At 70.6% G+C, this 25,340-nt stretch carries 25 protein-coding genes and 1 pseudogene; 15 read left to right on the top strand and 11 right to left on the bottom strand.

Going from position 1 to position 25,340, the window contains the following annotated elements:
• The 9 genes and pseudogenes from G5C60_RS35125 to G5C60_RS52515 form a co-directional block, all read left to right on the top strand.
• A pseudogene (locus tag G5C60_RS35125) lies at positions 1–678 on the top strand (cobyrinate a,c-diamide synthase); the annotation flags it as partial.
• On the top strand, positions 675–1,424 hold the full coding sequence (gene cobI / locus G5C60_RS35120; protein ID WP_165265392.1) for a precorrin-2 C(20)-methyltransferase: 750 nt from the start codon (positions 675–677) through the stop codon (positions 1,422–1,424). The pseudogene G5C60_RS35125 and the gene cobI, both read left to right, overlap by 4 nt.
• A gap of 106 nt (positions 1,425–1,530) precedes the next feature.
• On the top strand, positions 1,531–2,358 hold the full coding sequence (cobM, locus tag G5C60_RS35115) for a precorrin-4 C(11)-methyltransferase (protein WP_165265390.1): 828 nt from the start codon (positions 1,531–1,533) through the stop codon (positions 2,356–2,358).
• Positions 2,355–3,641 (top strand): precorrin-6y C5,15-methyltransferase (decarboxylating) subunit CbiE, encoded by a 1,287-nt coding sequence (gene cbiE / locus G5C60_RS35110; RefSeq protein WP_165265388.1) that lies wholly within the window; start codon positions 2,355–2,357, stop codon positions 3,639–3,641. The genes cobM and cbiE overlap by 4 nt, the downstream gene beginning before the upstream one ends.
• Positions 3,638–5,329, top strand: a complete 1,692-nt coding sequence (gene cobJ / locus G5C60_RS35105) for a precorrin-3B C(17)-methyltransferase (RefSeq protein WP_165265386.1) — start codon at positions 3,638–3,640, stop codon at positions 5,327–5,329. Before cbiE ends, cobJ begins: the two co-directional genes overlap by 4 nt.
• On the top strand, positions 5,326–5,973 hold the full coding sequence (locus G5C60_RS35100) for a precorrin-8X methylmutase (RefSeq protein ID WP_338146024.1): 648 nt from the start codon (positions 5,326–5,328) through the stop codon (positions 5,971–5,973). Before cobJ ends, G5C60_RS35100 begins: the two co-directional genes overlap by 4 nt.
• Positions 5,970–6,905 (top strand): CbiX/SirB N-terminal domain-containing protein, encoded by a 936-nt coding sequence (locus G5C60_RS35095; RefSeq protein ID WP_165265384.1) that lies wholly within the window; start codon positions 5,970–5,972, stop codon positions 6,903–6,905. Before G5C60_RS35100 ends, G5C60_RS35095 begins: the two co-directional genes overlap by 4 nt.
• The gene (gene cobC, locus G5C60_RS35090; RefSeq protein WP_420907440.1) at positions 6,883–7,974 is read left to right on the top strand and encodes an Rv2231c family histidinol phosphate aminotransferase CobC; all 1,092 of its coding nucleotides are present in this window, start codon (positions 6,883–6,885) and stop codon (positions 7,972–7,974) included. The genes G5C60_RS35095 and cobC overlap by 23 nt, the downstream gene beginning before the upstream one ends.
• A 123-nt stretch (positions 7,975–8,097) precedes the next feature.
• Positions 8,098–8,754 carry a penicillin-binding transpeptidase domain-containing protein gene (locus G5C60_RS52515; protein WP_165265382.1) on the top strand — a complete coding sequence of 219 codons (657 nt, stop codon included), beginning with the start codon at positions 8,098–8,100 and terminating at the stop codon, positions 8,752–8,754.
• 87 nt (positions 8,755–8,841) lie between these two features.
• Here G5C60_RS52515 and G5C60_RS35080 read toward each other — a convergent pair whose 3' ends face one another.
• The 5 genes from G5C60_RS35080 to G5C60_RS35060 all read right to left on the bottom strand — a co-directional run bounded on the left by G5C60_RS35080 (position 8,842) and on the right by G5C60_RS35060 (position 13,531).
• Positions 8,842–9,933: an amidohydrolase family protein gene (locus G5C60_RS35080; protein ID WP_165265380.1), complete on the bottom strand. Its 1,092-nt coding sequence runs from the start codon at positions 9,931–9,933 to the stop codon at positions 8,842–8,844.
• Between the two features lie 97 nt (positions 9,934–10,030).
• Positions 10,031–10,843, bottom strand: a complete 813-nt coding sequence (locus tag G5C60_RS35075; RefSeq protein ID WP_165265398.1) for an amino acid ABC transporter ATP-binding protein — start codon at positions 10,841–10,843, stop codon at positions 10,031–10,033.
• A gap of 2 nt (positions 10,844–10,845) precedes the next feature.
• The gene (locus G5C60_RS35070; protein ID WP_165265378.1) at positions 10,846–11,679 is read right to left on the bottom strand and encodes an amino acid ABC transporter permease; all 834 of its coding nucleotides are present in this window, start codon (positions 11,677–11,679) and stop codon (positions 10,846–10,848) included.
• Positions 11,676–12,527, bottom strand: coding sequence for a transporter substrate-binding domain-containing protein (locus tag G5C60_RS35065; protein WP_165265376.1), 852 nt, complete (start codon positions 12,525–12,527; stop codon positions 11,676–11,678). The genes G5C60_RS35070 and G5C60_RS35065 overlap by 4 nt, the downstream gene beginning before the upstream one ends.
• Before the next feature lie 119 nt (positions 12,528–12,646).
• A complete protein-coding gene (locus tag G5C60_RS35060; RefSeq protein ID WP_165265396.1) occupies positions 12,647–13,531 on the bottom strand; it encodes an alpha/beta fold hydrolase in 885 nt (294 codons plus the stop codon).
• 159 nt (positions 13,532–13,690) lie between these two features.
• On the opposite strand from G5C60_RS35060, the gene G5C60_RS35055 reads away from it, so the two are divergent.
• Positions 13,691–14,806, top strand: a complete 1,116-nt coding sequence (locus G5C60_RS35055; RefSeq protein ID WP_165265374.1) for a pyridoxal-phosphate-dependent aminotransferase family protein — start codon at positions 13,691–13,693, stop codon at positions 14,804–14,806.
• A gap of 72 nt (positions 14,807–14,878) precedes the next feature.
• Here the strand turns inward: G5C60_RS35055 and G5C60_RS35050 are convergent, their stop codons facing one another.
• On the bottom strand, positions 14,879–16,258 hold the full coding sequence (locus G5C60_RS35050; RefSeq protein WP_165265372.1) for an MFS transporter: 1,380 nt from the start codon (positions 16,256–16,258) through the stop codon (positions 14,879–14,881).
• A gap of 70 nt (positions 16,259–16,328) precedes the next feature.
• Here G5C60_RS35050 and G5C60_RS35045 point away from each other — a divergent pair, with 70 nt between their 5' ends.
• The 5 genes from G5C60_RS35045 to G5C60_RS35025 all read left to right on the top strand — a co-directional run bounded on the left by G5C60_RS35045 (position 16,329) and on the right by G5C60_RS35025 (position 21,050).
• The gene (locus G5C60_RS35045) at positions 16,329–17,327 is read left to right on the top strand and encodes a GlxA family transcriptional regulator (RefSeq protein WP_165265370.1); all 999 of its coding nucleotides are present in this window, start codon (positions 16,329–16,331) and stop codon (positions 17,325–17,327) included.
• A gap of 108 nt (positions 17,328–17,435) precedes the next feature.
• Entirely contained in the window at positions 17,436–18,161 is a 726-nt protein-coding gene (locus G5C60_RS35040) for a DsbA family oxidoreductase (protein ID WP_165265394.1), read from the top strand.
• A gap of 111 nt (positions 18,162–18,272) precedes the next feature.
• Complete coding sequence (locus tag G5C60_RS35035; RefSeq protein WP_165265368.1) at positions 18,273–19,322, top strand: aminotransferase class V-fold PLP-dependent enzyme; 1,050 nt, start codon at positions 18,273–18,275, stop codon at positions 19,320–19,322.
• Between the two features lie 45 nt (positions 19,323–19,367).
• On the top strand, positions 19,368–19,985 hold the full coding sequence (locus tag G5C60_RS35030; protein ID WP_165265366.1) for a sigma-70 family RNA polymerase sigma factor: 618 nt from the start codon (positions 19,368–19,370) through the stop codon (positions 19,983–19,985).
• Positions 19,986–20,039: 54 nt separating this feature from the next.
• The gene (locus tag G5C60_RS35025) at positions 20,040–21,050 is read left to right on the top strand and encodes a maleylpyruvate isomerase family mycothiol-dependent enzyme (protein WP_165265364.1); all 1,011 of its coding nucleotides are present in this window, start codon (positions 20,040–20,042) and stop codon (positions 21,048–21,050) included.
• Between the two features lie 28 nt (positions 21,051–21,078).
• Here the strand turns inward: G5C60_RS35025 and thpD are convergent, their stop codons facing one another.
• The 5 genes from thpD to G5C60_RS35000 form a co-directional block, all read right to left on the bottom strand.
• Positions 21,079–21,966 (bottom strand): ectoine hydroxylase, encoded by an 888-nt coding sequence (thpD, locus tag G5C60_RS35020; RefSeq protein ID WP_165265362.1) that lies wholly within the window; start codon positions 21,964–21,966, stop codon positions 21,079–21,081.
• 5 nt (positions 21,967–21,971) lie between these two features.
• On the bottom strand, positions 21,972–22,370 hold the full coding sequence (locus tag G5C60_RS35015; RefSeq protein WP_165265360.1) for an ectoine synthase: 399 nt from the start codon (positions 22,368–22,370) through the stop codon (positions 21,972–21,974).
• Between the two features lie 38 nt (positions 22,371–22,408).
• Positions 22,409–23,680, bottom strand: coding sequence for a diaminobutyrate--2-oxoglutarate transaminase (ectB, locus tag G5C60_RS35010; protein WP_165265358.1), 1,272 nt, complete (start codon positions 23,678–23,680; stop codon positions 22,409–22,411).
• Positions 23,681–23,842: 162 nt separating this feature from the next.
• Positions 23,843–24,427, bottom strand: a complete 585-nt coding sequence (ectA, locus tag G5C60_RS35005) for a diaminobutyrate acetyltransferase (protein WP_165265356.1) — start codon at positions 24,425–24,427, stop codon at positions 23,843–23,845.
• A 338-nt stretch (positions 24,428–24,765) separates the two neighbouring features.
• The gene (locus tag G5C60_RS35000) at positions 24,766–25,320 is read right to left on the bottom strand and encodes a DinB family protein (protein WP_165265354.1); all 555 of its coding nucleotides are present in this window, start codon (positions 25,318–25,320) and stop codon (positions 24,766–24,768) included.
• Between the last annotated feature and the right edge of the window lie 20 nt (positions 25,321–25,340).

The following is a 25,340-nucleotide window of genomic DNA, read 5'->3' as shown; positions in this document are numbered from 1 at the left end:
GCCCCCAGGCCCCCGTATCGGCCTGAACGGCCTCGTCCTCAAACGCCGGACGGGCTGAATTTGCCTGGACCGGCGCTTCCAAGGGTGGCCGTTGCCGGCGGCCCCGCCTTCACCTTCTCCTACGCCGAGCATGCCGAACTGCTCACCGCCGCCGGAGCCGAAGTCATCACCTTCGACCCCCTCCATGACGAGCAACTGCCGGACGGAACGGCAGGGTTGGTCATCGGTGGCGGGTTCCCGGAGGTGTACGCCTCCGAGCTGTCCGCCAACGAACCCCTGCGCAAAGCCATAGCGGAGCTGGCGTTCGGCGGCGCTCCCGTCGCCGCCGAATGTGCCGGCCTCCTCTACCTCTCCCGCGAGCTCGACGGTCGGCCCATGTGCGGTGTCCTGGACGCGACCGCCCGCATGGACGAGCGGCTGACCCTCGGGTATCGGGACGCCGTGGCCGTGAGCGACAGCGTGCTCGCGGCAGCCGGGACCCGGATACGCGGGCACGAGTTTCACCGCACCGTCGTCGAGCCCGGCGCCGGGGCCGCTCCCGCCTGGGGGCTGCGCGCCCCTCAACGGCGGGTCGAAGGTTTTGTACAACAAGGTGTGCACGCGAGTTATCTGCACACGCACTGGGCGTCCGCACCCGGCGTCGCCCGTCGGTTCGTGGAGAGGTGCCGGACGTCATGAGCAGCAGCCTGGTTGGAGTCGGAGTGGGGCCCGGGGACCCGGAGCTCGTGACCGTCAAGGGGGTCAACGCTCTCCGCGCGGCGGACGTCGTCGTCGTGCCCGTCATGGCCGCAGCTGATGGAAAAGACGGTGGCGAGCGCGGGCGCGCCGAGGCCACCGTGCTGCACTACGTGCCCGAGGAGAAAGTCGTACGGGTCGTGTTCGCGCTCAACGAGCGGTCGGACCGGGCACGGCGCGAGGCCGCCTGGGACGCGGCCGGTATACGGGTGGCCGAGCTGCTGCGCGCCCACGGATCGGTCGCCTTCGCCACGATCGGCGACCCGAACGTGTACTCCACGTTCACCTATCTCGCGCAGACCATCGAGGAGTTGGTCCCGGGGACGGTCGTGGAGACCGTCCCCGGCATCACCGCGATGCAGGATCTCGCCGCCCGCTCCGGGGCCGTACTGACCGAGGGCACCGAGCCGCTCACCCTCGTGCCCGTCACGGCCGGGGCCGCCGTGCTGAAGGACGCGCTCGCCGGTCCGGGCACGGTGGTGGCGTACAAGTTCGGCCGCCTCGCGGAGGAAGTGGTCGCGGCGCTGCGGGAGACCGGGCGGCTCGATGACGCGGTGTGGGGTTCCGCGCTGGGCCTGCCCGACGAGTCGATCAGCCCCGCGTCGGACCTGGACGGCACTCCGCTGCCCTACCTCTCCACCCTCATCGCCCCAGCTCAACGCCACGGCGAACGCGGCGGCAAGCTATGACCGCCCGACATCGCTGATCACTCGTAGCCCTCGCAGTACTCGTACCGCTCATACCACTAAGCACCACTCGTACCACTCGTACCACTTGTAGGAGAGGACCCACCTCATGCCCGACGCCCCCACCCCCAAGGTGACCTTCGTCGGCGCCGGGCCCGGCGCAGCCGACCTGCTCACGTTCCGCGCGGCCGGCGCCATCGCCGAGGCCGACATCGTCATCTGGGCGGCCAGCCTGGTGCAGGAGGAGGTCCTGGAGCACGCGCACGAAGGAGCGGAGATCCTCGACTCGGCAACCATGTCGCTCGAGGACGTCGTCGCCGTGTACGAGCGGGCCGCGGCGGAAGGCCTGAAGGTGGCCCGCATCCACTCCGGCGACCCGGCCCTGTGGGGCGGCACGCAGGAGCAAGTCGACCGGTGCGCGGACATCGGTATCGAGACCGAGATCATCCCCGGCGTCTCCTCCTTCTCTGCCGTCGCCGCCTTGGCGCAACGCGAGCTGACCATCCCCGAGATCGCCCAGTCCGTGATCCTCACCCGCCTCGGCGGCGGCAAGACGCCCATGCCGCCGGGCGAGGAGGTTCGCGAGTTCGCCCGCCACGGCACCACCATGGCGCTGTTCCTGTCCGCCGCCCGCAGCGGACAGCTCGTACGGGAGCTGCTGGAGGGCGGCTATCCGACGTCGACGCCGGTCGTGGTCGCGTACCAGGCGACCTGGCCGGAGGAACTGATCGTCAAGTGCACGATCGGGACGCTGGAGGAGACCGTCAAGGAGCACAAGCTGTGGAAGCACACGCTGTTCCTGGTCGGCCCCGCCCTCGACGCACACGGCACGCGCTCGCACCTCTACCACCCGGGCCACTTCCACGGCTTCCGCAAGGCGGACCCCGAGGCTCGTAAGGCGCTGCGCACGCAGGGCATGCGGGGTGCCACACCATGATCACCGTCGTCGGTACGGGAACGGGGGCGCCCCTTTCTCCGGACGCCGAGGCCGAGTTGGCCGGGGCGACGCTCGTCGTGGGTGCCCGTCGGCATCTGGCGGCGGCCCGCCTGCCGGACACCGCGGAACGGGTCGTCCTCGGTCCGCTGCCTCCCGCCCTCGACGCGATCGAGCAGCACCTGAAGAAGCCCGCGCATCACGCGAACCACGGAAATCACGCTGATCAACAGCGGGTCGTCGTACTGGCCTCCGGAGACCCCGGCTTCTTCGGAATCGTACGAGCGCTCGCCGACCGCTTCGGCGCCGACGCCCTGGACGTACGCCCCGCCGCCTCATCCATCGCCACCGCCTTCGCCCGCCTGGGCCTGACCTGGGACGACGCGGTCGTGGTGAGCGCGCACGGGCGGGATCCGCGGACCGCGGTGAACGTCTGCCGTGCCCACCCGAAGGTGGCGGTGCTGACCGGTCCGGGCGCCGGGCCCGCGGAACTGGGCGCCGCGCTGCAGTCGCAGTCGAGCGAGCGCGTCCTCGTCGTGGCCTCCGCCCTGGGCTCGGGCCCGGACGAGCGCGTCGAGCGGGTCACGCCCGCCGAGGCCGCCGCCCGCGAGTGGGGAACGGCGGTCAGCGTCGTGCTGTGCCTCGACGAGTCACGTGTCCTCTCCCCCGTACGCACAATCGCGGGGCCACCACCCGGGCCTTCCCGATGGGCCCTGGACGAGGACGAGTTCGCGTACCGCGACTCGATGATCACCAAGTTCGAGGTACGGGCTCTCGCGCTGGCCCGGCTCGGGCCGCGGCTCGGGGACCACGTCTGGGATGTCGGCGCGGGGTCCGGCTCGGTCGCCGTGGAGTGCGCGCGGCTCGGGGCCGCCGTGACGGCCGTCGAGAAGAGCGGGGACGGCGTGGAGCGTGTGCGCGCCAACGCCGCCGCGCACGGCGTCGACGTGACCGTCGTGCGGGGCGCCGCGCCCGCTGTGCTGTCCGAACTGCCCGATCCCGACGCCGTGTTCATCGGCGGGGGCGGGCGTGAACTGCCCGCGATCGTGACGGCCTGTGCGGGGCGGGCGCGGCGGGCTGTGGTGGTGGCGATGGCCGCGCTCGACCGGGTTCCGGCGGCACGGGACGCGCTGCTGGCCGCCGGGTTCGACTGTGACGGCGTACTGCTGCAGTCGTCCCGGCTCGCGCCGCTGCCCGGGGATGTCACCCGGCTCGCGGCGACCAATCCCGTCTTTCTGCTGTGGGGCGTCCGGCCTCCGGCGCGTACCGAGGGAGTTGCTCAGTGATCGGCCTGATTTCCGCGACGGCGGCGGGTGCCAGGGCCCGTGAGCGGGTGGCTGCGGCGTGGCCGGATCGCACACGCGTGTACGAGGGGCCTGTCGGGGACGCCGTACGGCGGGCCTTCGCCGAGTGCGAGCAGCTCGTCTGTTTCCTCGCCACGGGGGCCGTGGTGCGGCTCGTCGCTCCTTTGCTCGCGGACAAGGCGTCCGACCCCGGGATCGTGTGCGTCGACGAAGGCGGACGGTTCGCCGTCTCGCTGGTCGGGGGGCACGGGGGCGGAGCCAATGAACTCGCCAGCGCGGTGAGTGAGTTGCTCGGTGCGGAGCCCGTGGTGACGACGGCGACGGACGCGGTCGGGGTGCCGGGTCTCGACACGCTCGGGTTTCCGGTGGAGGGGGATGTCGCGGCGGTTTCGCGGGCTCTGCTGGACGGTGAGCCCGTCGCCCTTCACGCGGAGGTTCCGTGGCCGCTGCCGCCCCTGCCTGTCGCGCCTTCCGGGCAGTACGCGATTCGGCTCACGGACCGGCTGGCCGAAGCCGCCGCACAAGAAGCCGTCCTCCGCCCGCCCTCCCTCGTCATCGGCGTCGGTGCCTCCAAGGGCGCACCCGTGGACGAGGTGCTGGGGCTCGTCGAGGACGCCCTGCGCGATGCCGGGCTGTCCGCGAAGTCCGTCGCCGAACTCGCCACCGTCGATGCCAAGGCCGACGAGCCCGGCATCGTGGGGGCAGCCGCCCGCCTGGGCGTACCTCTGGTCACGTACTCCGCCGGGGAGTTGGCGGCCGTGGACGTGCCCAACCCGTCGGACGCCCCTCTCACCGCCGTCGGTACGCCCTCCGTGGCGGAGGCCGCGGCGCTCGTACGGGGAGGTGAACTCCTCGTACCCAAGCGGAAGTCGGCCGGGCAGCCCGGTCAGCCCGCGATGGCGACCTGCGCCGTCGTACGACGTCCGTCCCGCGGCCGGCTTGCCGTCGTCGGACTCGGCCCCGGCGCGCGCGACCTCCTCACCCCGCGCGCGAAGGACGAACTGCGCCGGGCCTCCGTACTCGTCGGGCTCGACCAGTACGTCGACCAGATCCGCGACCTTCTCCGCCCCGGCACCCGGATCCTTGAGTCCGGGCTCGGCGCCGAGGAAGAGCGGGCCAGGACCGCCGTGGCGGAGGCCCGGCTCGGGCACGCCGTCGCGCTGATCGGCAGCGGGGACGCGGGCGTGTACGCGATGGCGTCGCCCGCGCTCGCCGAGGCGTCCGACGACATCGACGTCGTCGGGGTGCCGGGCGTGACCGCCGCCCTCGCGGCCGGGGCGATCCTGGGCGCGCCGCTCGGCCATGACCACGTGTCGATCAGCCTGTCCGACCTGCACACGCCGTGGGAGGTCATCGAGCGGCGCGTACGGGCCGCCGCGGAGGCCGACATCGTGGTGACGTTCTACAACCCCCGTAGCCGGGGCCGCGACTGGCAGCTCCCCAAGGCGCTCGCGATCCTCGGCGGCCACCGGGAGCCGACGACGCCCGTGGGAGTCGTACGCAATGCCTCGCGGGCGGACGAATCCAGCCGCCTCACCACCCTCGCGGAACTCGACCCGGCCGTGGTCGACATGATGACGGTCGTGACGGTGGGCAACACGGCGACCCGTGAGATCGCGGGCCGTATGGTGACGCCCCGCGGCTACCGCTGGCAGGAGGAGACCGAGTGAACCGAGTCGTGCACCCTGTTGAGCGTGTCGTGCACCCCATCGAGGTGGAGTCCTTCCGGCGGCTGCGCGCCCGGCTCGACACCTCGCACTTCCCGCCGCTGACGCAGGCGGTCGTGGAGCGGGTGATCCACTCGGCGGCCGATCTCGACTACGCGGAGGATCTCGTCACGGACGAGGGCGCGCTGGAGAAGGCGCATGCCGCGCTGCACGGCGGGGCGCCCGTCGTCGTGGACGTGGAGATGGTCGCGGCGGGGATCACGCGGCGCGAGACCGTGTGCCGGCTGAAGGACGCCAGGTCCGGTCCGGGACTGACCCGTTCCGCGCACGCGATCCGGCTCGCGTACGAGCAGGTGGGGCCCGGAGCGCTCTGGGTGATCGGCTGCGCTCCGACCGCGCTGGAGGAGCTCCTGACGCTGGACGCCGCGCCTGCGCTCGTCATCGGTCTGCCCGTCGGCTTCGTCGGCGCGGCCGAGTCCAAGGCCGCGTTGCGGGAGAGCGGGCTGCCCGCCGTCAGCAACGTGTCCGAGAAGGGCGGTTCGGCGGTCGCCGCCGCCGCGCTCAACGCTCTCCTGTACCACCCCGTATCTCTCTCTGTATCTCACCCCGTATCGCAGTCCGTATCCCAGTCCAAGGAGACATCGTGACCACCCCGCCCCCCGCCCTGCTCATCGCCGGACACGGCACCCGGGACGACGCGGGCGCCGAGGCCTTCCGTGACTTCGTGCGGGAGTTGGGCCGCCGCACCCCCGAACTGCCCGTCGCGGGCGGCTTCATCGAGCTGTCCCCGCCGCCGCTCGGTGATGCCGTGACGGAGCTGGTCGAGCAGGGAGTACGCCGTTTCGCCGCCGTCCCGCTGATGCTGGTGTCCGCCGGGCACGCCAAGGGGGACATTCCGGCGGCGCTGGCCCGTGAGAAGGAACGGCACCCGGGGATCTCGTACACGTACGGGCGCCCGCTCGGCCCGCACCCCGCGCTGCTCGCCGTCCTTGAGCGGCGGCTCGACGAGGCGCTCGGTGGTCCGGCGCGCATGCCCTCCGACCGGGCCGATGTGACCGTCCTCCTCGTCGGGCGCGGCTCGACCGACCCGGACGCCAACGCGGAGGTGCACAAGGCGGCGCGGCTGCTGTGGGAGGGGCGTGGTTACGCGGGCGTGGAGACGGCGTTCGTGTCGCTGGCGGCACCGGATGTGCCGTCCGGGCTCGACCGCTGCGCGAGGCTGGGCGCGCGCCGGATCGTCGTGCTCCCCTACTTCCTCTTCACCGGGATCCTGCCGGACCGGGTGCGGATGCAGACCGAGGGCTGGGCGGCCGCGCACCCGGAGGTCGAGGTGCGGTCGGCCGATGTCATCGGTCCTGAGCCGGAGTTGCTCGACCTGGTGATGGAGCGCTATCGGGAGGCCGTGGCGGGCGACATCCGTATGAACTGCGACTCCTGCGTCTACCGCGTCGCGCTGCCCGGCTTCGAGGACAAGGTGGGGCTCCCCCAGCAGCCGCACTTCCACCCGGACGACGACGATCACCACCATGACGGCCATCACCACGGGCATCACGGTCATGCACACTCCCATGCGCGCTGAGGGCACGGAGGAGAACCGGGCGCACGACCTCCGTCACCACGGTGACGCCGAGGTACGGGACGACGGCTCGACGCTCGTCGACCTCGCGGTCAATGTCCGCGCCGACACGCCTCCGGGCTGGCTGCGCGAGCGGATCGCCGAGTCGCTGACCGGGCTGGCGGCCTATCCGGACGGGCGGGCCGCGCGTGCGGCGGTGGCCGCCCGGCACGGGCTCCCCGTGGAGCGGGTGCTCCTCACGGCGGGCGCAGCAGAGGCCTTCGTACTGCTCGCCCGCGCCCTGAAGGTGCGTCGGCCGGTGGTGGTGCACCCGCAGTTCACCGAGCCGGAGGCGGCGTTGCGGGACGCCGGTCACAGCGTGGACCGGGTGCTGCTGCGGGAGGCGGACGGCTTCCGGCTCGACCCGGCCGCCGTCCCCGAGGACGCGGACCTCGTCGTGATCGGCAACCCGACCAACCCGACGTCCGTCCTCCACCCGGCCGCCGCGATCGCCGAACTCGCCCGTCCCGGGCGGACGTTGGTGGTCGACGAGGCGTTCATGGACGCGGTGCCGGGTGAGCGCGAGGCCCTTGCCGGGCGGGGCGATGTCCCCGGCCTTGTGGTCCTGCGCAGTCTCACGAAGACGTGGGGGCTTGCGGGGCTGCGGATCGGCTACGTGCTCGCTCCTCCGGAGGTGATCGCGGACCTGGAGCGGGCGCAGCCGCTGTGGCCGGTGTCCACGCCGGCCCTCGCGGCGGCGGAGGCCTGCGTGTCCCCGCGGGCCCTGGCGGAACAGACCGACGCGGCCCGTCGCGTCGCCGCGGACCGGGCCCATCTCGTCGCGGGCCTCAAGGAGTTCGCCTCCGACGGGTTGGCTGTGGCGGAGCCCGCCGAGGGCCCCTTCGTCCTCGTCCGCCTGCCACGGGCGGCTGTTGTACGACACCGCCTGCGCGCCCTCGGCTTCGCCGTACGCCGCGGGGATACGTTCCCGGGGCTGGGCGAGGAGTGGCTACGGCTGGCGGTACGGGACCGGGCGACGGTGAACGGCTTCCTCCAGGCGCTGGACCGGGCGATGGCTCTGGCGGGCAGCTGAGAGGTGGTTTCACCTCCGCCGCCCCTGCCCATTCGCCTGCCTGGCCGACCCCACCGCCGTCGCTCCCAAGGCCGTAGCATGAGCAATGGCGTGAATCACGGTGAGCAAAGGGGGAGTTGAGCCGTGCAAGTCCGGCTTACGTTCGCGGACAGGACGGACGGCGACCATGTCGAAGAGAGCGGCAGCCTTGACGACACGATGTCTCTGTATCGCTGGCTGGTCGCAGATTCCGGGCTACGGGGCCTCGCCGAGGTCGAGGAGGGCCTTTATGAGTCGATCGACGAGCCGACGCGGAGCCCGGATCCATACACCGTCCCTGGCAGCGCCACCACGCTGGAGAACGCGAAAGCCTCGGTGTCCTGCGAAGACGTCAGCATGCGCACCGCGTTCCGCCACTCCTGCGACACCGTCTTCGCACGGATGGCCGTGGATCTCGGCCAGTCGCAGCTGAAGAAGACGGCGGAGAAATTCGGTTTCAACGCGGACAAGTTCACGCCGCTACGCGTCGGCCGGAGCGAATTCCCCGGTGACATGAGCGAGGGCCAGGCGGCATTGGCCGGCATCGGTCAGTTCAAGGTGACGGACGCGGCGGGCAAGGTGCTGAAGAGTTACGACGACTCCGCCACGACGCGCGTTGTCAGCGAAGGTACGGCGGCCGAACTGCGGGAGGCGATGGCCGAGGTGGTCACGGTGACCGTGGAAGGAGTGGGCGGAACCGTTTCGACGGCTGGGATCGCACGGCGACTGATGGAAGCCGCGGTCTCCGGCTCCGGCCAGTGACCGCGAATCCCCGGTGCGTCCCTGCTCAAGCGAAGCCGAGAGTGTAGGGGGCCGGGGTCAACACGCTCAGCCGCGACCCCACTGGTCCTAGCCGACAACCTTCCCGTTCAGCACCACCCTCCGTGGAGCGGCCAGCACCCGTACGTCCGCCCGGGGATCCCCGTCGTACACGACAAGGTCCGCGGGTGCCCCCTCGTCCAGGCCGGGGCGGCCGAGCCACGCGCGTGCTCCCCATGCCGTGGCCGACAGTGCCTCGACCGGTGGGATGCCGGCGGTCACCAGCTCGGACACCTCGCCCGCGACCAGGCCGTGGGCGAGGGAACCGCCGGCGTCGGTGCCGACGTACACGGGGATCCCGGCGTCGTACGCGGAGCGCACGGTGTCGTAGCGTCGCTCGTGCAGCCGTCGCATATGGGCGGACCAGCGCGGGAACTTGGCCTCGCCGCCGTCCGCGAGCTGGGGGAACGTGGCGATGTTGACGAGCGTGGGGACGATGGCGACGCCGCGCGAGGCGAAGAGGGGGATCAGCTCCTCGGTCAGGCCCGTGGCGTGCTCGACGCAGTCGATGCCCGCCTCCACCAGATCCCGCAGCGAGTCCTCGGCGAAGCAGTGCGCGGTGACGCGCGCGCCCAGGCGGTGCGCCTCGGCGATCGCGGCATCGATGGCGTCACGGGGCCAGCAGGCGCTCAGGTCTCCCGTCCCGCGGTCGATCCAGTCGCCCACCAGCTTCACCCAGCCGTCACCGCGCCCGGCCTCCTGCGCGACGTACGCGACGAGGTCGTCCGGCTCGATCTCGTGCGCGAAGTTACGGATGTAGCGGCGCGTGCGGGCGATGTGCCGCCCCGCCCGGATGATCTTCGGGAGATCGTCGCGGTCGTCGATCCAGCGGGTGTCGGAGGGCGAGCCGGCGTCCCGGATGAGGAGGGTCCCGGCGTCGCGGTCGGTCAGGGCCTGCTTCTCGGAGACCTCGTCCGGCACCGGGCCGTGAGTGTCGAGCCCGACATGGCAGTGCGCGTCGACGAGGCCGGGCAGCGCCCAGCCCTCAACGGTACGGATGTCACGGGCGCCGACGGGACGCTCGTACGAGATTCTGCCGTCGATCACCCAGAGTTCGTCCCGGGCGTCGTCGGGGCCGACGAGCACCCGCCCCTTCACATGCAGCACGGCCTGATCGCTCATGCACGGCACGGTAGCGCTCCGCTGGGTGCGGGGTTCAACGGGTGCGGGTTGGTCGTGGCTGGTCGCGCAGTTCCCCGCGCCCCTTATAGGGCGCCCCCTAGGGGGCGCCCAGCTGGTCCGAGATCTCCTCCTCCACGTCCGCCATCGCCGGGTCGAGGAGCCGGGACAGGAAGTGGCGGGTCCGCTCATGGGCCGGGTTGCCGATGACCTGGGCGGGTGTGCCGTCCTCGACGATCACTCCGCCGTCCATGAACACGACCCGGTCGGCGACCTCGCGCGCGAAGGTCATCTCGTGCGTGACGACCATCATCGTCATGCCCTCGTTCGCGAGCATGCGCATCACCGCGAGGACGTCGCCGACGAGCTCCGGGTCGAGCGCCGAGGTGGGCTCGTCGAAGAGCATCACCTCGGGCCCCATCGCGAGCGCGCGGGCGATCGCCACGCGCTGCTGCTGTCCGCCGGAGAGCGAGGAGGGGTACGCGTCCGCCTTCTCGGAGAGACCGACGCGCCGCAGGTTGTCGGCGGCCACCTTCGCCGCCTCCGCCTTGTCGCGGCCGAGTACGCGGCGCTGCGGCAGCGCGAGGTTCTCGGTCACCGACAGATGCGGGAAGAGGTTGAACTGCTGGAACACCATGCCGATCCGGCGGCGTACGGCATCGATGTCCACGTCGGGGTGGGTGACTTCGGTGCCGCCGACGAAGACCCGGCCCTTGGTGGGCTCCTCCAGGAGGTTCACGCAGCGCAGCAGTGTGGACTTGCCGGAGCCCGACGGGCCGATGACGCACACGACCTCGCCGCGGCCGATCTCCAGGTCGATGCCGCGCAGCACCTCGTTGTCGCCGAAGGACTTGTACAGGTCCTTGACCTGGATCTCCGGGTGCGACGAGGCCGTTGACGCGGGCTTTTCCATGCTCACTTGGTGGCCTCCCCGGCCTTCGCCTCAAGACGGCGTACGACAAAACCGAGCGGGACCGTGACCAGCAGATAGCACAGGCCCGCGACCAGGATCGGCGTGGAGTTGGCGGACTCGCTCGCCAAGTCCCTGCCGAACTTGGCGAGTTCGCGCTCCTCCAGCGTCACACCGAGGAACAGCACCAGCGAGGAGTCCTTGAAGAGGAGGACGAGTTCGTTGGTGAGCGGCGGGATCACGATCCGGAACGCCTGCGGGATGATGATCGAGGCCATGGCGCGAGCGTGCGAGAAGCCCAGCGAACGGGCCGCCTCCATCTGCCCCTTGGGCACCGCCTGGATGCCCGCGCGGATCGTCTCCGCCATGTACGCGGCCGCCACCAGGCCGAGCGCGAGGGCGACCTTCCCGTACGTCCCGCCGGGGATCTCCGTGCCAGGGAAGGCCAGCGGTACCGCGACGCCCACGAAGATGAAGATCAGCAGGGCGGGCAGTCCGCGGAAGATCTCGATGTAGATGCCGGCCAGCCAGCGGTACGGTCCCACCGGCGAGAGCCGCATGAGCGCGATGACCATGCCGAGGGCGAGGCCGAACGCGAAGCCGGACAACGTGTAGAGCACGGTGTTGCGCAGCGCCAGCGTGATGATGTCCGGGAACAGTTCCTTCGCCAGGTCGACCTGCGCGAACTGGTTCCGCAGCCGGCCCCAGTCGGCCGTGACACCGAGGGCGACCAGGGCGGCGACGAAGACCGCGTACTGGACGCCGCGCGAGACGGCACGCTTCTGACGCCTCGTCAGCCCTTGCTTGCGTGGCTGGATCTGGGTGTCGGCCTTGCTCATGAGGCGGCTGACGGGGAAGCCGAGGCGGCACCCGCCGCGCTCTCGTCGTACGGGCCGATCCACTGCTCGTACAGCTTCTTGTACGTGCCGTCGGCCTTCGCGTCCTTGAGCGCCTTGTTGATGGCCTCGACGAGCTCGGTGTTGCCCTTCTTCACCGAGAACCCGTACTGCTCACCGGTGTTGAGGTTGTCGACGACCTCGAAGGCGTTGGCGTTCGCCTTGTCCTTGAGCCACCCCTGGACGACCGGGTAGTCGATGACGACGGCCTGGACCTGGCCGGTGCGCAGGCCGTTGAGGACCGCGTCGGAGCTCTCGAAGGAGACCGGGTCGAAGCCCTTGCTCTTCGCGTACTCCTCGCCCGTCGTCTGCGCCTGGGCGCCGAGCTTCTTGCCCTTCAGGGCATCGAAGGAGCCGATGCCGCTCTTCTTGTCGACGAGGACGGCCTGGGTGGCGTCGAAGTACGGGTCGGAGAAGTCGACGTTCTTCTTGCGCTCGTCGGTGATCGTCATGCCGGCCGCGGCCAGGTCGCACTCGCCGGAGTTGAGGAACGCGCCGGTCTTGAAGTTCTCGAACGGCGTGTCCAGGATGTCCTGCTTCACGCCCAAGTCCTTGGCGACCAGGTCGATCAGCGAGACGTCGAAGCCCTGCACCTTGCCGTCGATCTCCGACTGGAAGGGCGGGTACGGCAGATGCGTGCAGGTCGTGAGCTGCCCCGCCTTCACGATCGAGACCCCCTTGACGGTCTCGCCTCCCCCGTCGCCCGAGGAACAGCCGGCCATGAGCAGCAGCCCGGCCGTCGCGGTGGTGGCGGCCAGAATGCGGGACCGGCGTCCGAGGACCGTGTTCACGGGGGTGACCTCCTGAGGGGGTCTGTGAGGGGACAGTACCTTCCGATTATAAGGAAAGCTTTGACCCCTTCAAACCATTCCCATGGCCGACGAGCGATTCGACCTCAGAAGCTTCGACCTCAGGGATTTCCGTCGGCCGCCGACGTGTGGTCGAGGATCGCGGAGGCCAGGGGACCGAGGACCGGGCGTGGCAGTGCGTGCCCCATGCCGGGGATCTCGACGAGGCGCGCGTCGCGGATGACCTGGGCGAGGTGCTGCGGATGCGGCGGCGGGAAGACGGGTTCGGCGGGCGCGGAGATCACGAGCGTGGGCACGTCGGTCTTGGCGAGTTCGTCGGTGCGGATCATTCCGGAGTGGTCGGCGCGGCCGTGTGCGGTGCCTGCGGTGTGGTGACCGGTGTGTTCGATGATCTTCCGCTCAAGCGCGCGGAAGTACTCCGCGTCGAAGGGGAGCTGCTCGCCGCCCAGCGCCCGCCAGTGCTCGACGCGCCGCTCCAACTCGGCCTCCAGTTCCAGGTCTTCGACCGGGCGGGCCCACATCTCCAGTATGCGGGGCGCGATTCCGGGGAGTTCCGCGGCCGGAGTCCCGGTTCCGTCCCGGTGGACGTACGGGGCGGTGCTCAGTGCGCAGGTCCCGATCAGGGTGGCGCTGAGCAGCCGGTCGGGGCGGTCGGCGATCAGGAGCTGGGCCAGCATTCCGCCCAGCGACATGCCGACCACGTGTGCGCGCCGGACGCCGAGGCCGTCCAGGACGGCGACCGCGTCCTCGGCGAGAGCGGTGATGGAGTAGGGCCGCTCGTCGAAGGACCACGTGGAGCGGCCGGTGTCGCGGTGGTCGTAGCGGATGACGCGGTGGTGGCGGGCGAGCGTGTGCACCAGCTCGTCCGGCCAGCCCATGCCCGATGCCTGGGCTCCCATGATCAGCAGCAGCGGGGGCGCGTCGGCGGGGCCGTGTTCTTCCGCCCACAGGCGGACGTCGGGTGCGGCGTCGATGAAGTGGTGCATGAGGGCATCCTCCGGAGAGATCGCGAGGCGATACGTCTCGTCTCGTCTTGTGTTCAAGGTACCGCACATCGCCCGCACCGCACAGTGAAATTGCCGCCGGATACGCTCGAACTCGCGTACCGGAAGCCACTGGAAGCACTGCGAAGAGAGCACCGCACCATGACTCACCCCCTCCTGGACCTGGCACCGTTGGGCGCCGCGCGTTTCGCGGCGATCGAGGACCGCGTGGCGCGGCTGCTCTCCACCGAGCAGGACGTCGTGATCACGCAGGGCGAGGCGCTGCTTCCCCTGGAGGGCTGTATCCGGGGAGCCGCTCAGCCGGGTACGACCGCGCTGAACGTGATCACCGGTCCGTACGGGCAGACCTTCGGCGACTGGCTGCGGGACTGCGGGGCGACCGTGATCGATCTCGCCGTGCCCTTCCATACGGCGGTCACCGCCGCGCAGGTGCGGGAGGCCTTCGCCGAGCATCCCGAGATCGACTTCGTCTCGCTGGTCCACGCGGAGGCCGCCACCGGCAACACCAATCCCGTGGCGGAGATCGGTGAGGTCGTACGCGAGCACGGCGCGCTGTTCATGCTCGATGCCGTGGCCTCGGTGGGCGCCGAGCCGTTGCTGCCGGACGCGTGGGGCGTGGATCTGTGTGTGATCGGGGCGCAGAAGGCGATGGGCGGGCCCGCGGGGGTCTCGGCGGTGTCGGTGAGTTCGCGGGCGTGGGCGCGGATGGCCGCCAATCCGCGGGCGCCGCGGCGCTCGTATCTCTCCCTTCTGGACTGGAAGGAACGCTGGATCGACGGCGGCCGCAAGGCGCTGCTGCACGCGCCGGCGCAGTTGGAGATGCTCGCGCTCGAAGCGTGTGTGGAGCGGATCGAGGCGGAGGGGCTTGACGCGGTGATGGCCCGGCACGCGACGGCGGCCGCGGCCACCCGGGCGGGGGTTCTCGCGTTGGGCGGGGGGCTTGAGCCGTACGTGTACGAGGCCGGGGACGCGGCGCCGGTCGCCACGACGTTGCGTACTCCTGCCGGGGTCGACGCATCGGACCTGGTGACACGGGCGCTGGCCGCCGACCCCGCGCTTCCGCTGGCCGCGGGTGGGGGCGCGCTGGCCGGGGAGATGATTCGGGTCAACCACTACGGGCCCGATGCGACGCGCGGGGCCGTCCATGCCAGTGTGGCCGCCTTGGGCGCGGCGCTGGCGGAGTCGGGAGGCTCGGTGGATTCGGTGGATCTGGAGGCGGGGCGTCGGGCGGTGACGGACGTGTGGGCCGAGACCTGAGGTTTCTTCGCCTCCCTGACCTCGCTCCTCAAACGCCGGACGGGCTGGGGATTTCAGCCCGGGCGAAAACCCCTAGCCAGCCGCCCGCATGCGCCACGTGGCCGTCGCCGTCAAGGTCAGCGCGGTCGCGCTCAGGGCGAGACTCACCCGCATCCCCGCCTCGAACCCGTCGGAGACCAGCGCCCCGAACACCGCGATCCCCAGCCCGCCCGCCACCTGCCGAGCCGCGTTGAGCACCCCGGCGGCGAGTCCCGCGCGCTCGCCCGGTACGGCGTCCATCATGGCGGCGGTCAGCGGCGGAATCGCCAGCGCGCACCCCAGGGCGAGGGGTACGAGGAGGAAGGCGAGCAGTACGGGAGGCGTGCCGGCGTCGGCGTACAGGAGGATCAACAGGCCCGCCACCGCGAGAAGTTGGCCGATCAGCATGGGGAGGCGCGGCCCGAAGCGGCCCGCCACCCTGCCGGCGAGGACGTTCGTGACCGCGATGAGCCCGGTCATCGGCAGGAACATCAGCCCGGCGTACAGCGCCGAATGCCCCTGCACCTGCTGGAAGAAGAGCGAGAAGAGGAAGACCACACCGTAGAAGGCGATGCTGCACGCCGCGCCCGCGGCCACCGCGACCGAGACCGTGCGATTGCGGAACAGGCCGAGCGGTACGACCGGATGGGCCTGCCGCCTCTCGGTCCACAGGAACGCGATGACCGCCGGCACGGTGACGGCCAGCGCGATCAGGCCGATCGTGCCGCCCTCGATGACCGAGAAGGTGAGGGCCGTCAGTGCGACCACGGCGGTGAGTTGTCCCGGCAGGTCGAGCGCCGCAGGGCGGCGCTCCGAGCGAGGAGCGCGCAAAAGGAGCACGAGGGCCACCGCGCCCAGCGGCAGGTTGATGAAGAAGATCCACCGCCACCCCCACGCGGTGGTGAGCGCGCCACCCGCGACCGGCCCGAGTGCTATCGCCACGGAGCCGCCCGCAGCCCAGGTGGCGACGGCCCGTGCACGCCGGGCGGCGTCCGTGTAGGCCTGCCGGACGAGGGCGAGCGAGGCGGGCAGCACGACGGCGGCCGCCACTCCCTGCACCACGCGGGACGCGATGAGCACCGGCAGGTTGGGCGCGAGCCCGCACACCGCCGACGCCAGTGTGAACAGGGCGATGCCGATCGCGTACGCCCGACTGGCCCCGGCCCGGTCCGAGAACGCCCCCGTGGACAGCATCAGCGCCGCGAAGGCGAGCGTGTACGCGTCCACGACCCACTGCAGGCCCGACATCCCGCCGCCCAGTGCGGACCCGATCGAGGGGAGCGCGACATTCACGACGGACGTGTCGAGGGTGATCAGCGCGAAGCCGAGGAGGGCGGCGGCGAGGGTGAGGGCCGGGGACGTATGCGGAGAGGGGGCCGACCTGCCCTGTTTGCCGGGCAGTCGGGAGACCGTGACGTCGGGGTTCGTTGGCATGTCTCCATCCTGCGGATCTTCGGCGGCGTACAGTAGTGGCCCGAATGCCATACGTCCGGAGGTTCTGGCCATGACCCGATCGCAGGGCGTCCGCCGTGTCCGTCGCGTAGCCGTCGTCACGGCGTCCCCCGTCTCCATGTTCAACCTCGCCATCCCGGAGCTCCTCTTCGAGAAGACCGAGGTCGACGGCGGTCCGGGGTACGAGGTCGTCATCTGCGCCGCGGAGCCGGGCCCGGTCCCCACCACCGGCGGCCTCGACCTCCATGTGCGGCACGGGCTCGACGCGGTGCGGGACGCGGACACGGTGCTCGTCGCGGGCACCGGGAACTGGTACGCGCCCGACCCGCGCACGGTGGCCGCCGTCCGCGAGGCCGCCGCCGCGGGCAAACGCATCGCGTCCATCTGCAGCGGCGCCTTCGCGCTGGCCGAGGCGGGGCTGCTCGAGGGACGCAGCGCCACGACCTACTGGGAGCAGGCCGAAGTGATGCGCGAGCGGTACCCGGCGGTCGACCTCAAGGGCGACGTCCTGTACGTGCAGGACGGACAGATCATGACCTCGTCCGGATACGCCGCCGGAATCGACCTCTGCCTGCACATCATCCGGACGGACTACGGTGCCGCGGTCGCCAACCAGGTGGCCCGCCTCGCCCTCGTCGCGCCCGTACGGCCCGGCGGCCAGACCCAGTTCACCCAGACCCCGCTGCCTCCCGAGCACGGCAGCGCCTGCGCGGACACCCGGGGCTGGGCCATGAGCAACCTCGACAAGCCGCTCACGCTGACCGACCTGGCGCGGCACGCGGGTGTCTCCGTACGCACGCTGACGCGACGCTTCCATGCCGAGAGCGGGGTGAGCCCGTTGCAGTGGCTGCTGCATCAGCGCATCGAGCGGGCCAAGGAGCTGCTGGAGACGACCACCCTGCCGATGGACCGGGTGGCCCGCGCCTGCGGCCTCGGCACCGCGGACTCCCTGCGCACCCATCTCGTACGCCGTACGGGTCTGACGCCCAGCGCCTACCGGACGCAGTTCAGCCGGCTCGGAACCGAGGCGGACACGTCCTCCGCGGCGTGACCGGGTTCGCGGGTCTGTGTGGGCGGGGAATGACACGGGCCGCTTGAACGTTCACACGCTCCAGCGGAGGGTGTCTCCGTGCCGTACGACCTGGAGAGAGCCGAAGTCATGCGCGTCGAGATCTGGAGCGACATCGCCTGCCCCTGGTGCTATGTGGGCAAGGCCCGCTTCGAGAAGGCGCTCGGCGCCTTCCCGCACCGCGACGACATCGAGGTGGTGCACCGCTCCTTCGAGCTCGACCCGAATCGGGCCAAGGGCGAGACGGAGTCCGTCCTGACGATGCTGACCAAGAAGTACGGGATGAGCGAGGCGCAGGCCGGGGCCGGGGAGCAGAACCTGGGCACGCTGGCCGCCGCCGAGGGGCTGGAGTACCGCACCGAGGGCCGCGACCACGGCAACACCTTCGACCTGCACCGGCTGCTGCACTTCGCCAAGGAGCAGGGCAGGCAGGACGAGCTGCTGCAGATCCTGTACCGGGCGAACTTCGTCGAGGAGCGGTCCCTGTACGTGGACGCCGACGCGTATCTGATCGAGCTGGCCGTCGCCGCCGGGCTCGACGAGGAGGCGGCGCGCAAGGTGCTCGCAGACCCGTCGGCGTACGCCGACGACGTGCGCGCCGACGAGCGGGAGGCCGCCGAGCTGGGTGCGAACGGCGTGCCGTTCTTCGTCCTCGACCGCAAGTACGGCGTCTCCGGCGCCCAGCCCGCCGAGGTGTTCGCGCAGGCGCTGGAGCAGGCGTGGGGCAACCGCTCGCCGCTGAAGCTGATCCAGGACAATAGCCCGGGCGACGCCGACGCATGCGGTCCCGACGGATGCGCGGTGCCGCAGCACTGAGGCGACCGGGCATCATCGGCGCAGGTCGGCGGGCATACATAAGGGTTCCTTAGGGATGCCACGTACAAATACGCAATGGACTGGGGCTTCACGGGGTCGCAGAGTGGACCTATGGAGACTCTGGAGACTCTCGTCCGAGCCGAGTTCGCCCCGAAGACCGTCTACCTGAACACCGCCAGCACCGGGCTGCTCCCGGCCCGCACGGTGGACGCGATGAGCCGTGCCGTGCAGGCCATGGCGGAGGGACAGCCGACCGACATGTTCGCGGACGTGGAGGCGGCCCGGGCCTCCTTCGCCCGTCTGGTCGGTGTCCCGGCGCGCCGCGTCGCGGCCGGGGCCTCGGTCGCCGTCTACACCGGGCTGATCGCCGCCTCGCTGCCGGAGGGCGCCGAAGTCCTCACCGCCGAGGCCGACTTCAGCTCGGCCGTGAACCCCTTCCACGTCCGCAAGGACCTCAAGGTGCGCACGGTTCCGCTGGAGAGCGTCGCCGAGTCGGTGCGGCCGGGCACGGCGCTCGTCGCGGTCAGCGCCGCGCAGTCCGCCGACGGGCGCGTCGCCGACCTGCCCGCGATCCGTGAGGCCGCGCGGGCCCATGGTGCCCGTACGTACATCGACGTATCCCAGGCGGCCGGCTGGCTGCCGGTCGATGCCGACCAGTACGACTACATCGCCTCCGTCGCTTTCAAGTGGCTCGTCTCCCCGAGGGGCGTGGCCTTCCTCGTCGTTCCGGAGGACCTCGGCGGACTCTCCCCGCTCTTCGCGGGCTGGGTCGCGGGCGAGCACCCCTGGGACTCCTGCTACGGCCCGGTCGAGGAACTCGCCCACTCCGCACGACGGTTCGACGAAAGCCCCAGCCTCTTCTCGTACGCGGGCGCCCGGCACTCCCTCGCCCTGATCGAGGAGATCGGCGTCGAGGCCGTACAGGCCCATGACCTCGCGCTCGCCGACCGCTTCCGCGCCGGACTCGGCTCCCTCGGCGTGGCCCCGGTGCCCGCACCCGGCTCCGCGATCGTGTCGGTGCCCGGACTCGGCCACCGCCAGCAGGAACTGAGCAGCGCCGGAATCGAGGTGTCCGACCGTGCGGGCAACCTGCGGGCCGCCTTCCACCTCTACAACACTCCCGCGGATGTGGACAGGCTCCTCGACGTCCTGTCCGGCTGAGCACTGGCGCGGGACAGGGGCGGGACGCTAGGAAGGCAGCACGAGGTGGTGGTGCCGGTGGAGCCAACTCTCCACAAGACCGAAGGACCACCCGCCGACGCGGAGTTGCATCGGCGGCTGGTGTACGGGGACGAGTCCGCGCTGACCGAGGCGTACGCGGCGTACGGCGGGCTCGTCCGGGGAGTGGCCGTCCGGGTGACGCGCAGCCCGGTCGCCGCCGAGGACGTGGCGCAGGAGGTCTTCGCGCAGCTGTGGAGCAGGCCGTACGCGTTCGACGCGAGCCGTGGCTCGCTGCGCACCTGGCTGTCCGTCCTGGCGCACCGGCGGGCCGTGGACTGGGTGCGCAGCGAGGCACGGCACCGCAAGGCGGCCGGCGCCGACGACTCTGCGCTGCAGGCGATCCCCGACACGGGTCCTGGCCCGGACGAGACGGTCGTCGACCGTGAGCGTTCGATCCTGCTGCACTCCGCGCTCGCCGAGCTCCCGCAGCCGCAGCGGGAGGTGGTGCACCTGGCGTATTTCGCGGGCCGCACCTACCGCCAGGCCGCCGTCGAACTCGGCATTCCCGAGGGCACCGCCAAGACCCGGCTGCGCTCCGCCTTACGCAAGCTCGCGGAATCCTTGGCGGACCCACCGGATCCGGCGTTGGAAAGGGGCGCATGATGGATGCGGCCGGGAAGCAGGGAAAGGCCGGGAAGCAGGGAGAGGAGGTGCGCGGTGACCACTGATCACGACGGTGTACGTGAGCTGCTGGGGGCCTGGGCGTTCGGCGCGTTGCGGCCGGAGGACGAGAGGACGGTTCCGCTGCATCTCGCCGAGTGCGAGAGCTGCGCGGCGGAGGCGGAGCGGCTGCGGGAGACGGTACGGCTGCTGGACGGGTCACGGGGAACGGCCATGAGCAACGGCTCGGGAGCGTCAGGTGGCGTACTCACTGTCGCGCTGCGCGCCCGGCCCTCGGTGCCGCGGGTCGCCGCGCACGCCGCCCCGTACGCCGCCGCCGTGTCCGGACTCCAGGCGCTGGTGAAGGAGCTGGACGGCCGCTGGGGCACGCCGGTGGTGCACGACTGGGACGCGCACGCGACCGTCGCCCATCTCCTCGCCGCCGACGAGCCGTTGGCCGTACGGCTCGGCCTCGACACGCGCGTGCCCGTCTCGCCGGTCCCTGAGGGGACGAGGTGGGAGGACGCCTGGAACGTACGCAGCGCCGACGTGATCGCCCACGAGCTCGCGCGCACGCCCGAGGAGACCGTCGCCGCCTGGGCCGCGCAGGCCGGCGCCCTGCTGGCCACGGCCGAGGCCCGCGACCCCGAACGCGCCGCGCACGCCACGACGTTGATGGGCATCCGGCTGCCGGTCGCCGACCATTTCCTGGTGCGCGCCTTCGAGGCGTGGATCCACACCGACGACATCGGCCGAGCGGTGGGCCTCGCCGTACCGCCGCCGCCGGAGGAGCACCTCTGGCAGCTCGTCCGGCTCGCCGTCCGCATCCTCGACCTGGCGCTGGGACCCACGGCACCGCCGGTGCTCTTCGCGATCAGCGGCGGCGAGGAGTGGGTCCTGGGCTCCGAGGACGAGCCCGTACGTGCCGAACTCGTCCTGGAACCCGTCGACTTCTGCCTGCTCGTGGGCGGACGGTACGCCCCCGACACGGTGCCGCGGGGTGCAACGGGCGACGACGCGGCCGTCCAGAACGTGCTGGAACGGGCCGCGTCGCTCGCGTGGCTCTAACGGGTCACTCTCTAACGGCTCTAACGGTTCACTGAACCGGAGTGAAATCCCTCGCCCCGATGAACTCGGGGCGGCGGACCGGTGCCGCGAACGGCTCCACCGCCGCGTTCTCCACGCTGTTGAACACGATGAAGACGTTCGACCGCGGGAACGGAGTGATGTTGTCGCCCGAACCGTGCATGCAGTTGCAGTCGAACCAGGTCGCCGAGCCGGCCCGCCCCGTGAAGAGCTTGATGCCGTGCGCTTCCGCGAACTTGGTGAGCGCCTCGTCCGAGGGCGTGCCCGCGTCCTGCATCTGCAGCGACTGCTTGTAGTTGTCCTTCGGCGTGGCCCCCGCACAGCCGAGGAACGTCTTGTGCGACCCCGGCATGATCATGAGGCCGCCGTTGGTGTCGTAGTTCTCGGTCAGCGCGATCGACACGGACACGGTCCGCATGTTCGGCAGACCGTCCTCCGCGTGCCAGGTCTCGAAGTCCGAGTGCCAGTAGAAGCCGCTCGCCCCGAACCCCGGCTTGACGTTGATCCGCGACTGGTGGACGTACACGTCCGAGCCGAGGATCTGCCGGGCTCGGCCCACGACCCGCTCGTCGCGCACAAGCCGCGCGAAGACCTCGCTGATCTTGTGGACCTCGAAGACCGAACGGATCTCCTGCGACTTCGGCTCGATGATCGAGCGCTCGTCGGCGCGGATCGCCGGGTCGCTCACCAGGCGCTCCAGCTCGCCCCGGTAGACGGAGACCTCGTCGTCACCGATGAGCTGCTCGATGGCGAGGAAGCCGTCGCGGTCGTACGACTCGAGGTCGGCCGCCGCGATCGGACCGGGCTCGCCCGGCGCGCTCCACACCACGGGGTCCTGGCGGGGTACGGCCACCTCGGTGGCGCCGCGGCTCGGATACAGGTCGGTGAGCGTGGTCATGATTCTCAGACCTCCTCGGTCAGCAGGGGGTAGACACCGTTCTCGTCATGGTCCTCCCGTCCGGTCACCGGCGGATTGAAGACGCAGAGGCAGCGGAAGTCCTCCTTGATCCGCATCGTGTGCTTCTCGTGGCCGTCGAGGAGGTACATGGTGCCGGGGGTGATGGTGAACTTCTCCCCGGTCTCGTCGTTGGTGAGCTCGGCCTCGCCCTCGACGCAGACGACGGCCTCGATGTGGTTCGCGTACCACATCGACGTCTCCGTCCCCGCGTACAGGATCGTCTCGTGCAGGGAGAAGCCGACCTTCTCCTTGGCGAGGACGATGCGTTTGCTCTCCCAGGTGCCCGACGCGGACTTGACGTGCCGGTCGGTGCCTTCGAGGTCCTTGAACGAACGGACAATCACGGTGGGGCAGTGCCTCCTTCAGGCTGTTTCTACTGCGGTCAGGCCGTCTCTCGTACGGCCCGGGCGAGGGTACGCAGTCCCTCGTCCAGCTCGTCGCTGGTGATGGTGAGCGCCGGGAGGAGCTTGACGACCTCGCTCTCCGGGCCCGATGTCTCGATGAGCAGGCCGAGCTCGAAGGCCCGCTTGGCGATGCGGCCCGCGCGCTCCTTGTCGTGGAACTCGACGCCCCAGACCAGGCCGCGGCCCCGGTACTCCTTGACGTCGTCGGGGTTCTCCTCGCAGACGGAGATCAGCGCCTGCTCGATCTGCTCGCCGCGCGCCCTGGTCTGCTTCTCCATGGCGGGCCCGTCGGACCAGTACGTCTCAAGGGCCGCGGCAGCCGTGACGAACGCCGGGTTGTTGCCGCGGAACGTGCCGTTGTGCTCGCCCGGCTCCCAGATGTCCAGCTCGGGCTTGAACAGGGTCAGCGCCATGGGCAGTCCGTAGCCGCTGATGGACTTCGAGACGGTCACGATGTCCGGCGTGATGCCCGCCTCCTCGAAGGAGAAGAACGCGCCGGTGCGGCCGCAGCCCATCTGGATGTCGTCGACGATGAGCAGCATGTCCTGACGCTCGCACAGGTCGGCCAGGGCACGCAGCCACTCGGGGCGCGCGACGTTGATGCCGCCCTCGCCCTGCACGGTCTCGACGATCACGGCGGCGGGCTGGTTGAGGCCGGAGCCCTGGTCCTCGAGGAGTCGCTCGAACCACAGGAAGTCCGGGACCTTGCCGTCGAAGTAGTTGTCGAACGGCATCGGCGTGCCGTGCACGAGCGGGATGCCCGCCCCGGCCCGCTTGAAGGCGTTGCCGGTCACGGCGAGCGAACCGAGGGACATTCCGTGGAAGGCGTTCGTGAACGACACGATCGCTTCCCGGCCCTTCACTTTTCGCGCCAGTTTCAGCGCGGACTCGACGGCGTTGGTGCCCGTCGGGCCCGGGAACATGACCTTGTACGGCAGGTCGCGGGGGCGCAGCACGATGTTCTGGAACGACTCGAGGAAGGCGCGCTTGGCGGTCGTCGACATGTCGAGACCGTGCGTGACGCCGTCGCGCTCCAGGTAGTCGATGAGGGCGCGTTTGAGTACGGCGTTGTTGTGGCCGTAGTTGAGGGACCCGGCTCCGGCGAAGAAGTCCAGGTACTCGTGGCCGTCCTCGTCGTACATGCGGCTGCCCTGCGCGCGGTCGAACACGGTGGGCCAGCCGCGGCAGTAGCTGCGCACCTCCGACTCCAGGGTCTGGAAGACGCTCAGGTCAGGCTGGGTGATGGTCACAGCGGATCTCCTCCTGGGAGATGAAGTCTTGGGGGGACCGGACTGGTCGGGTCCGGTCTGCTTGATCTTGCTTGATCCTGCTCGATCGGCTTGATCTCGCTGGATCGCATGTATCGGATGGATCGGATGATCGGGACCGTCCGTCCGGCCGGACGGATCGGCTCAGTCGGCTTGGTCAGTTCTGCGAGCGCGAGATCCGTCAGCCGTTCCGAAGGTCAGCGGTCCGATGCGGTACAGCACCTCGGGGTCGTGCGGGCCGTCCGGGAAGTGCGCTGTGTCGAACAGCACTTCACGCTCGACGCTCGCTCCGTGGCGTGCGGCGTATGAGGTGAACAGTCGCTCGGAGGCCGTGTTGCCCGGGGTGATGGTGGTCTCTATGGCGTCGAGGGCCTGGTCGTGGGCGACCCGCGCCGTGAGTCCGTCCAGCAGGGCGGCGGCCAGCCCGCGTCCCCGGTACGCGGCGTCGACGGCCACCTGCCAGACGAGAAGGGTGCGTGGCAGTTCGGGCCGTACGTACCCGGTGACGAAGCCGACCGGGTTGCCCTCCGTGTCACGCGCCACCGCCGAGGTGCCGGCGAAGTCACGGCACCACAGCAGATAGCTGTACGAAGAGTTCAGGTCGAGGGTTCTGGAGTCCTTGGCGATGCGCCAGAGCGCGGCGCCGTCCACCACCTCCGGACGGTCGATCCGCAGCCCCTCCGGCATTTCCAGGAATTCCGCTTGCAGGTCTGCTTGTGCGGCGGTCATGGGGATTGAATTTACCGAGAGAAAGTTGAAATTGCATCGCCGGATGGGGTTACATGAGCGCCGTTCATATGTTATCGCGCAGGCGCGGACGCCGCGCGCTGACGCGACAGGAACAGCCCGTTTGTCCGGAAAATACGGGAGGAAGCGGGCACCCTGTGTGTTGCGTCACAGATCCGTAACCATCACGAGACCTGCCCGAATTACGAGGTTGGCCTTCGCGAAATCTTAGTGTTTAGGATCGAGGAAAGCGGGCAGAAGAAAACGGGAAGCTGCACTCGAACAGACCGAACGGACTTCGGATAGGCGGCGAAAAATAAAGCCTGGGTGAATTCCTGAAATTAGGCACCCGTGACGCCGTCGATACGCTCCCTGACAATGTCCGCGTGCCCGTTGTGCCGGGCGTACTCCTCGATCATGTGCACGAGGATCCACCGCAGACTGACCTCAAGACCGGCCATCGGGCCGTCGGCGATCCGCCCGGTGTCATCCAGCGACCGCCCCGCGCACAGCTCCCGCCCCCGCGCGATCTCCCGCCGCCAGTCCGCCAGCGCCTCGTCGAGCCCACGCTCCGGAACGAGGGCGTAGCCACTGGCCCCGCCCTCGTACACCGGCGGCACGTCAAGGCCGGCGAACACCCGCTGAAACCAGTTCCGTTCCACCTCGGCGAGATGCTGGACCAGCCCGAGCAGCGTCAGCTCCGAGGGCTCGGCGGACGCCAGCCGCAGCTGCTCGTCGTCCAGCCCCGCGCACTTCGATTCCAGCGTGGCGCGGTGAAAGGCCAGCCAGCTCTCCAGCATGGGCCGCTCCGGCCCGGTCATGAACGGGACGGGACGGCCGTCGGGCAGGCTCTGGGTCTGGGCCTGGTACGTGTCGGTGGCCATGCCGGGCAGCATGGCACGGGGGTCCGCCGGGG

It is taken from the genome of Streptomyces scabichelini (assembly GCF_011045015.1).
In the GTDB taxonomy this organism is placed as follows: Bacteria; Actinomycetota; Actinomycetes; order Streptomycetales; family Streptomycetaceae; genus Streptomyces; species Streptomyces scabichelini.
Note: the sequence above shows the minus strand (reverse complement) of the source record. Positions and strands in the feature narration are given on the sequence as shown.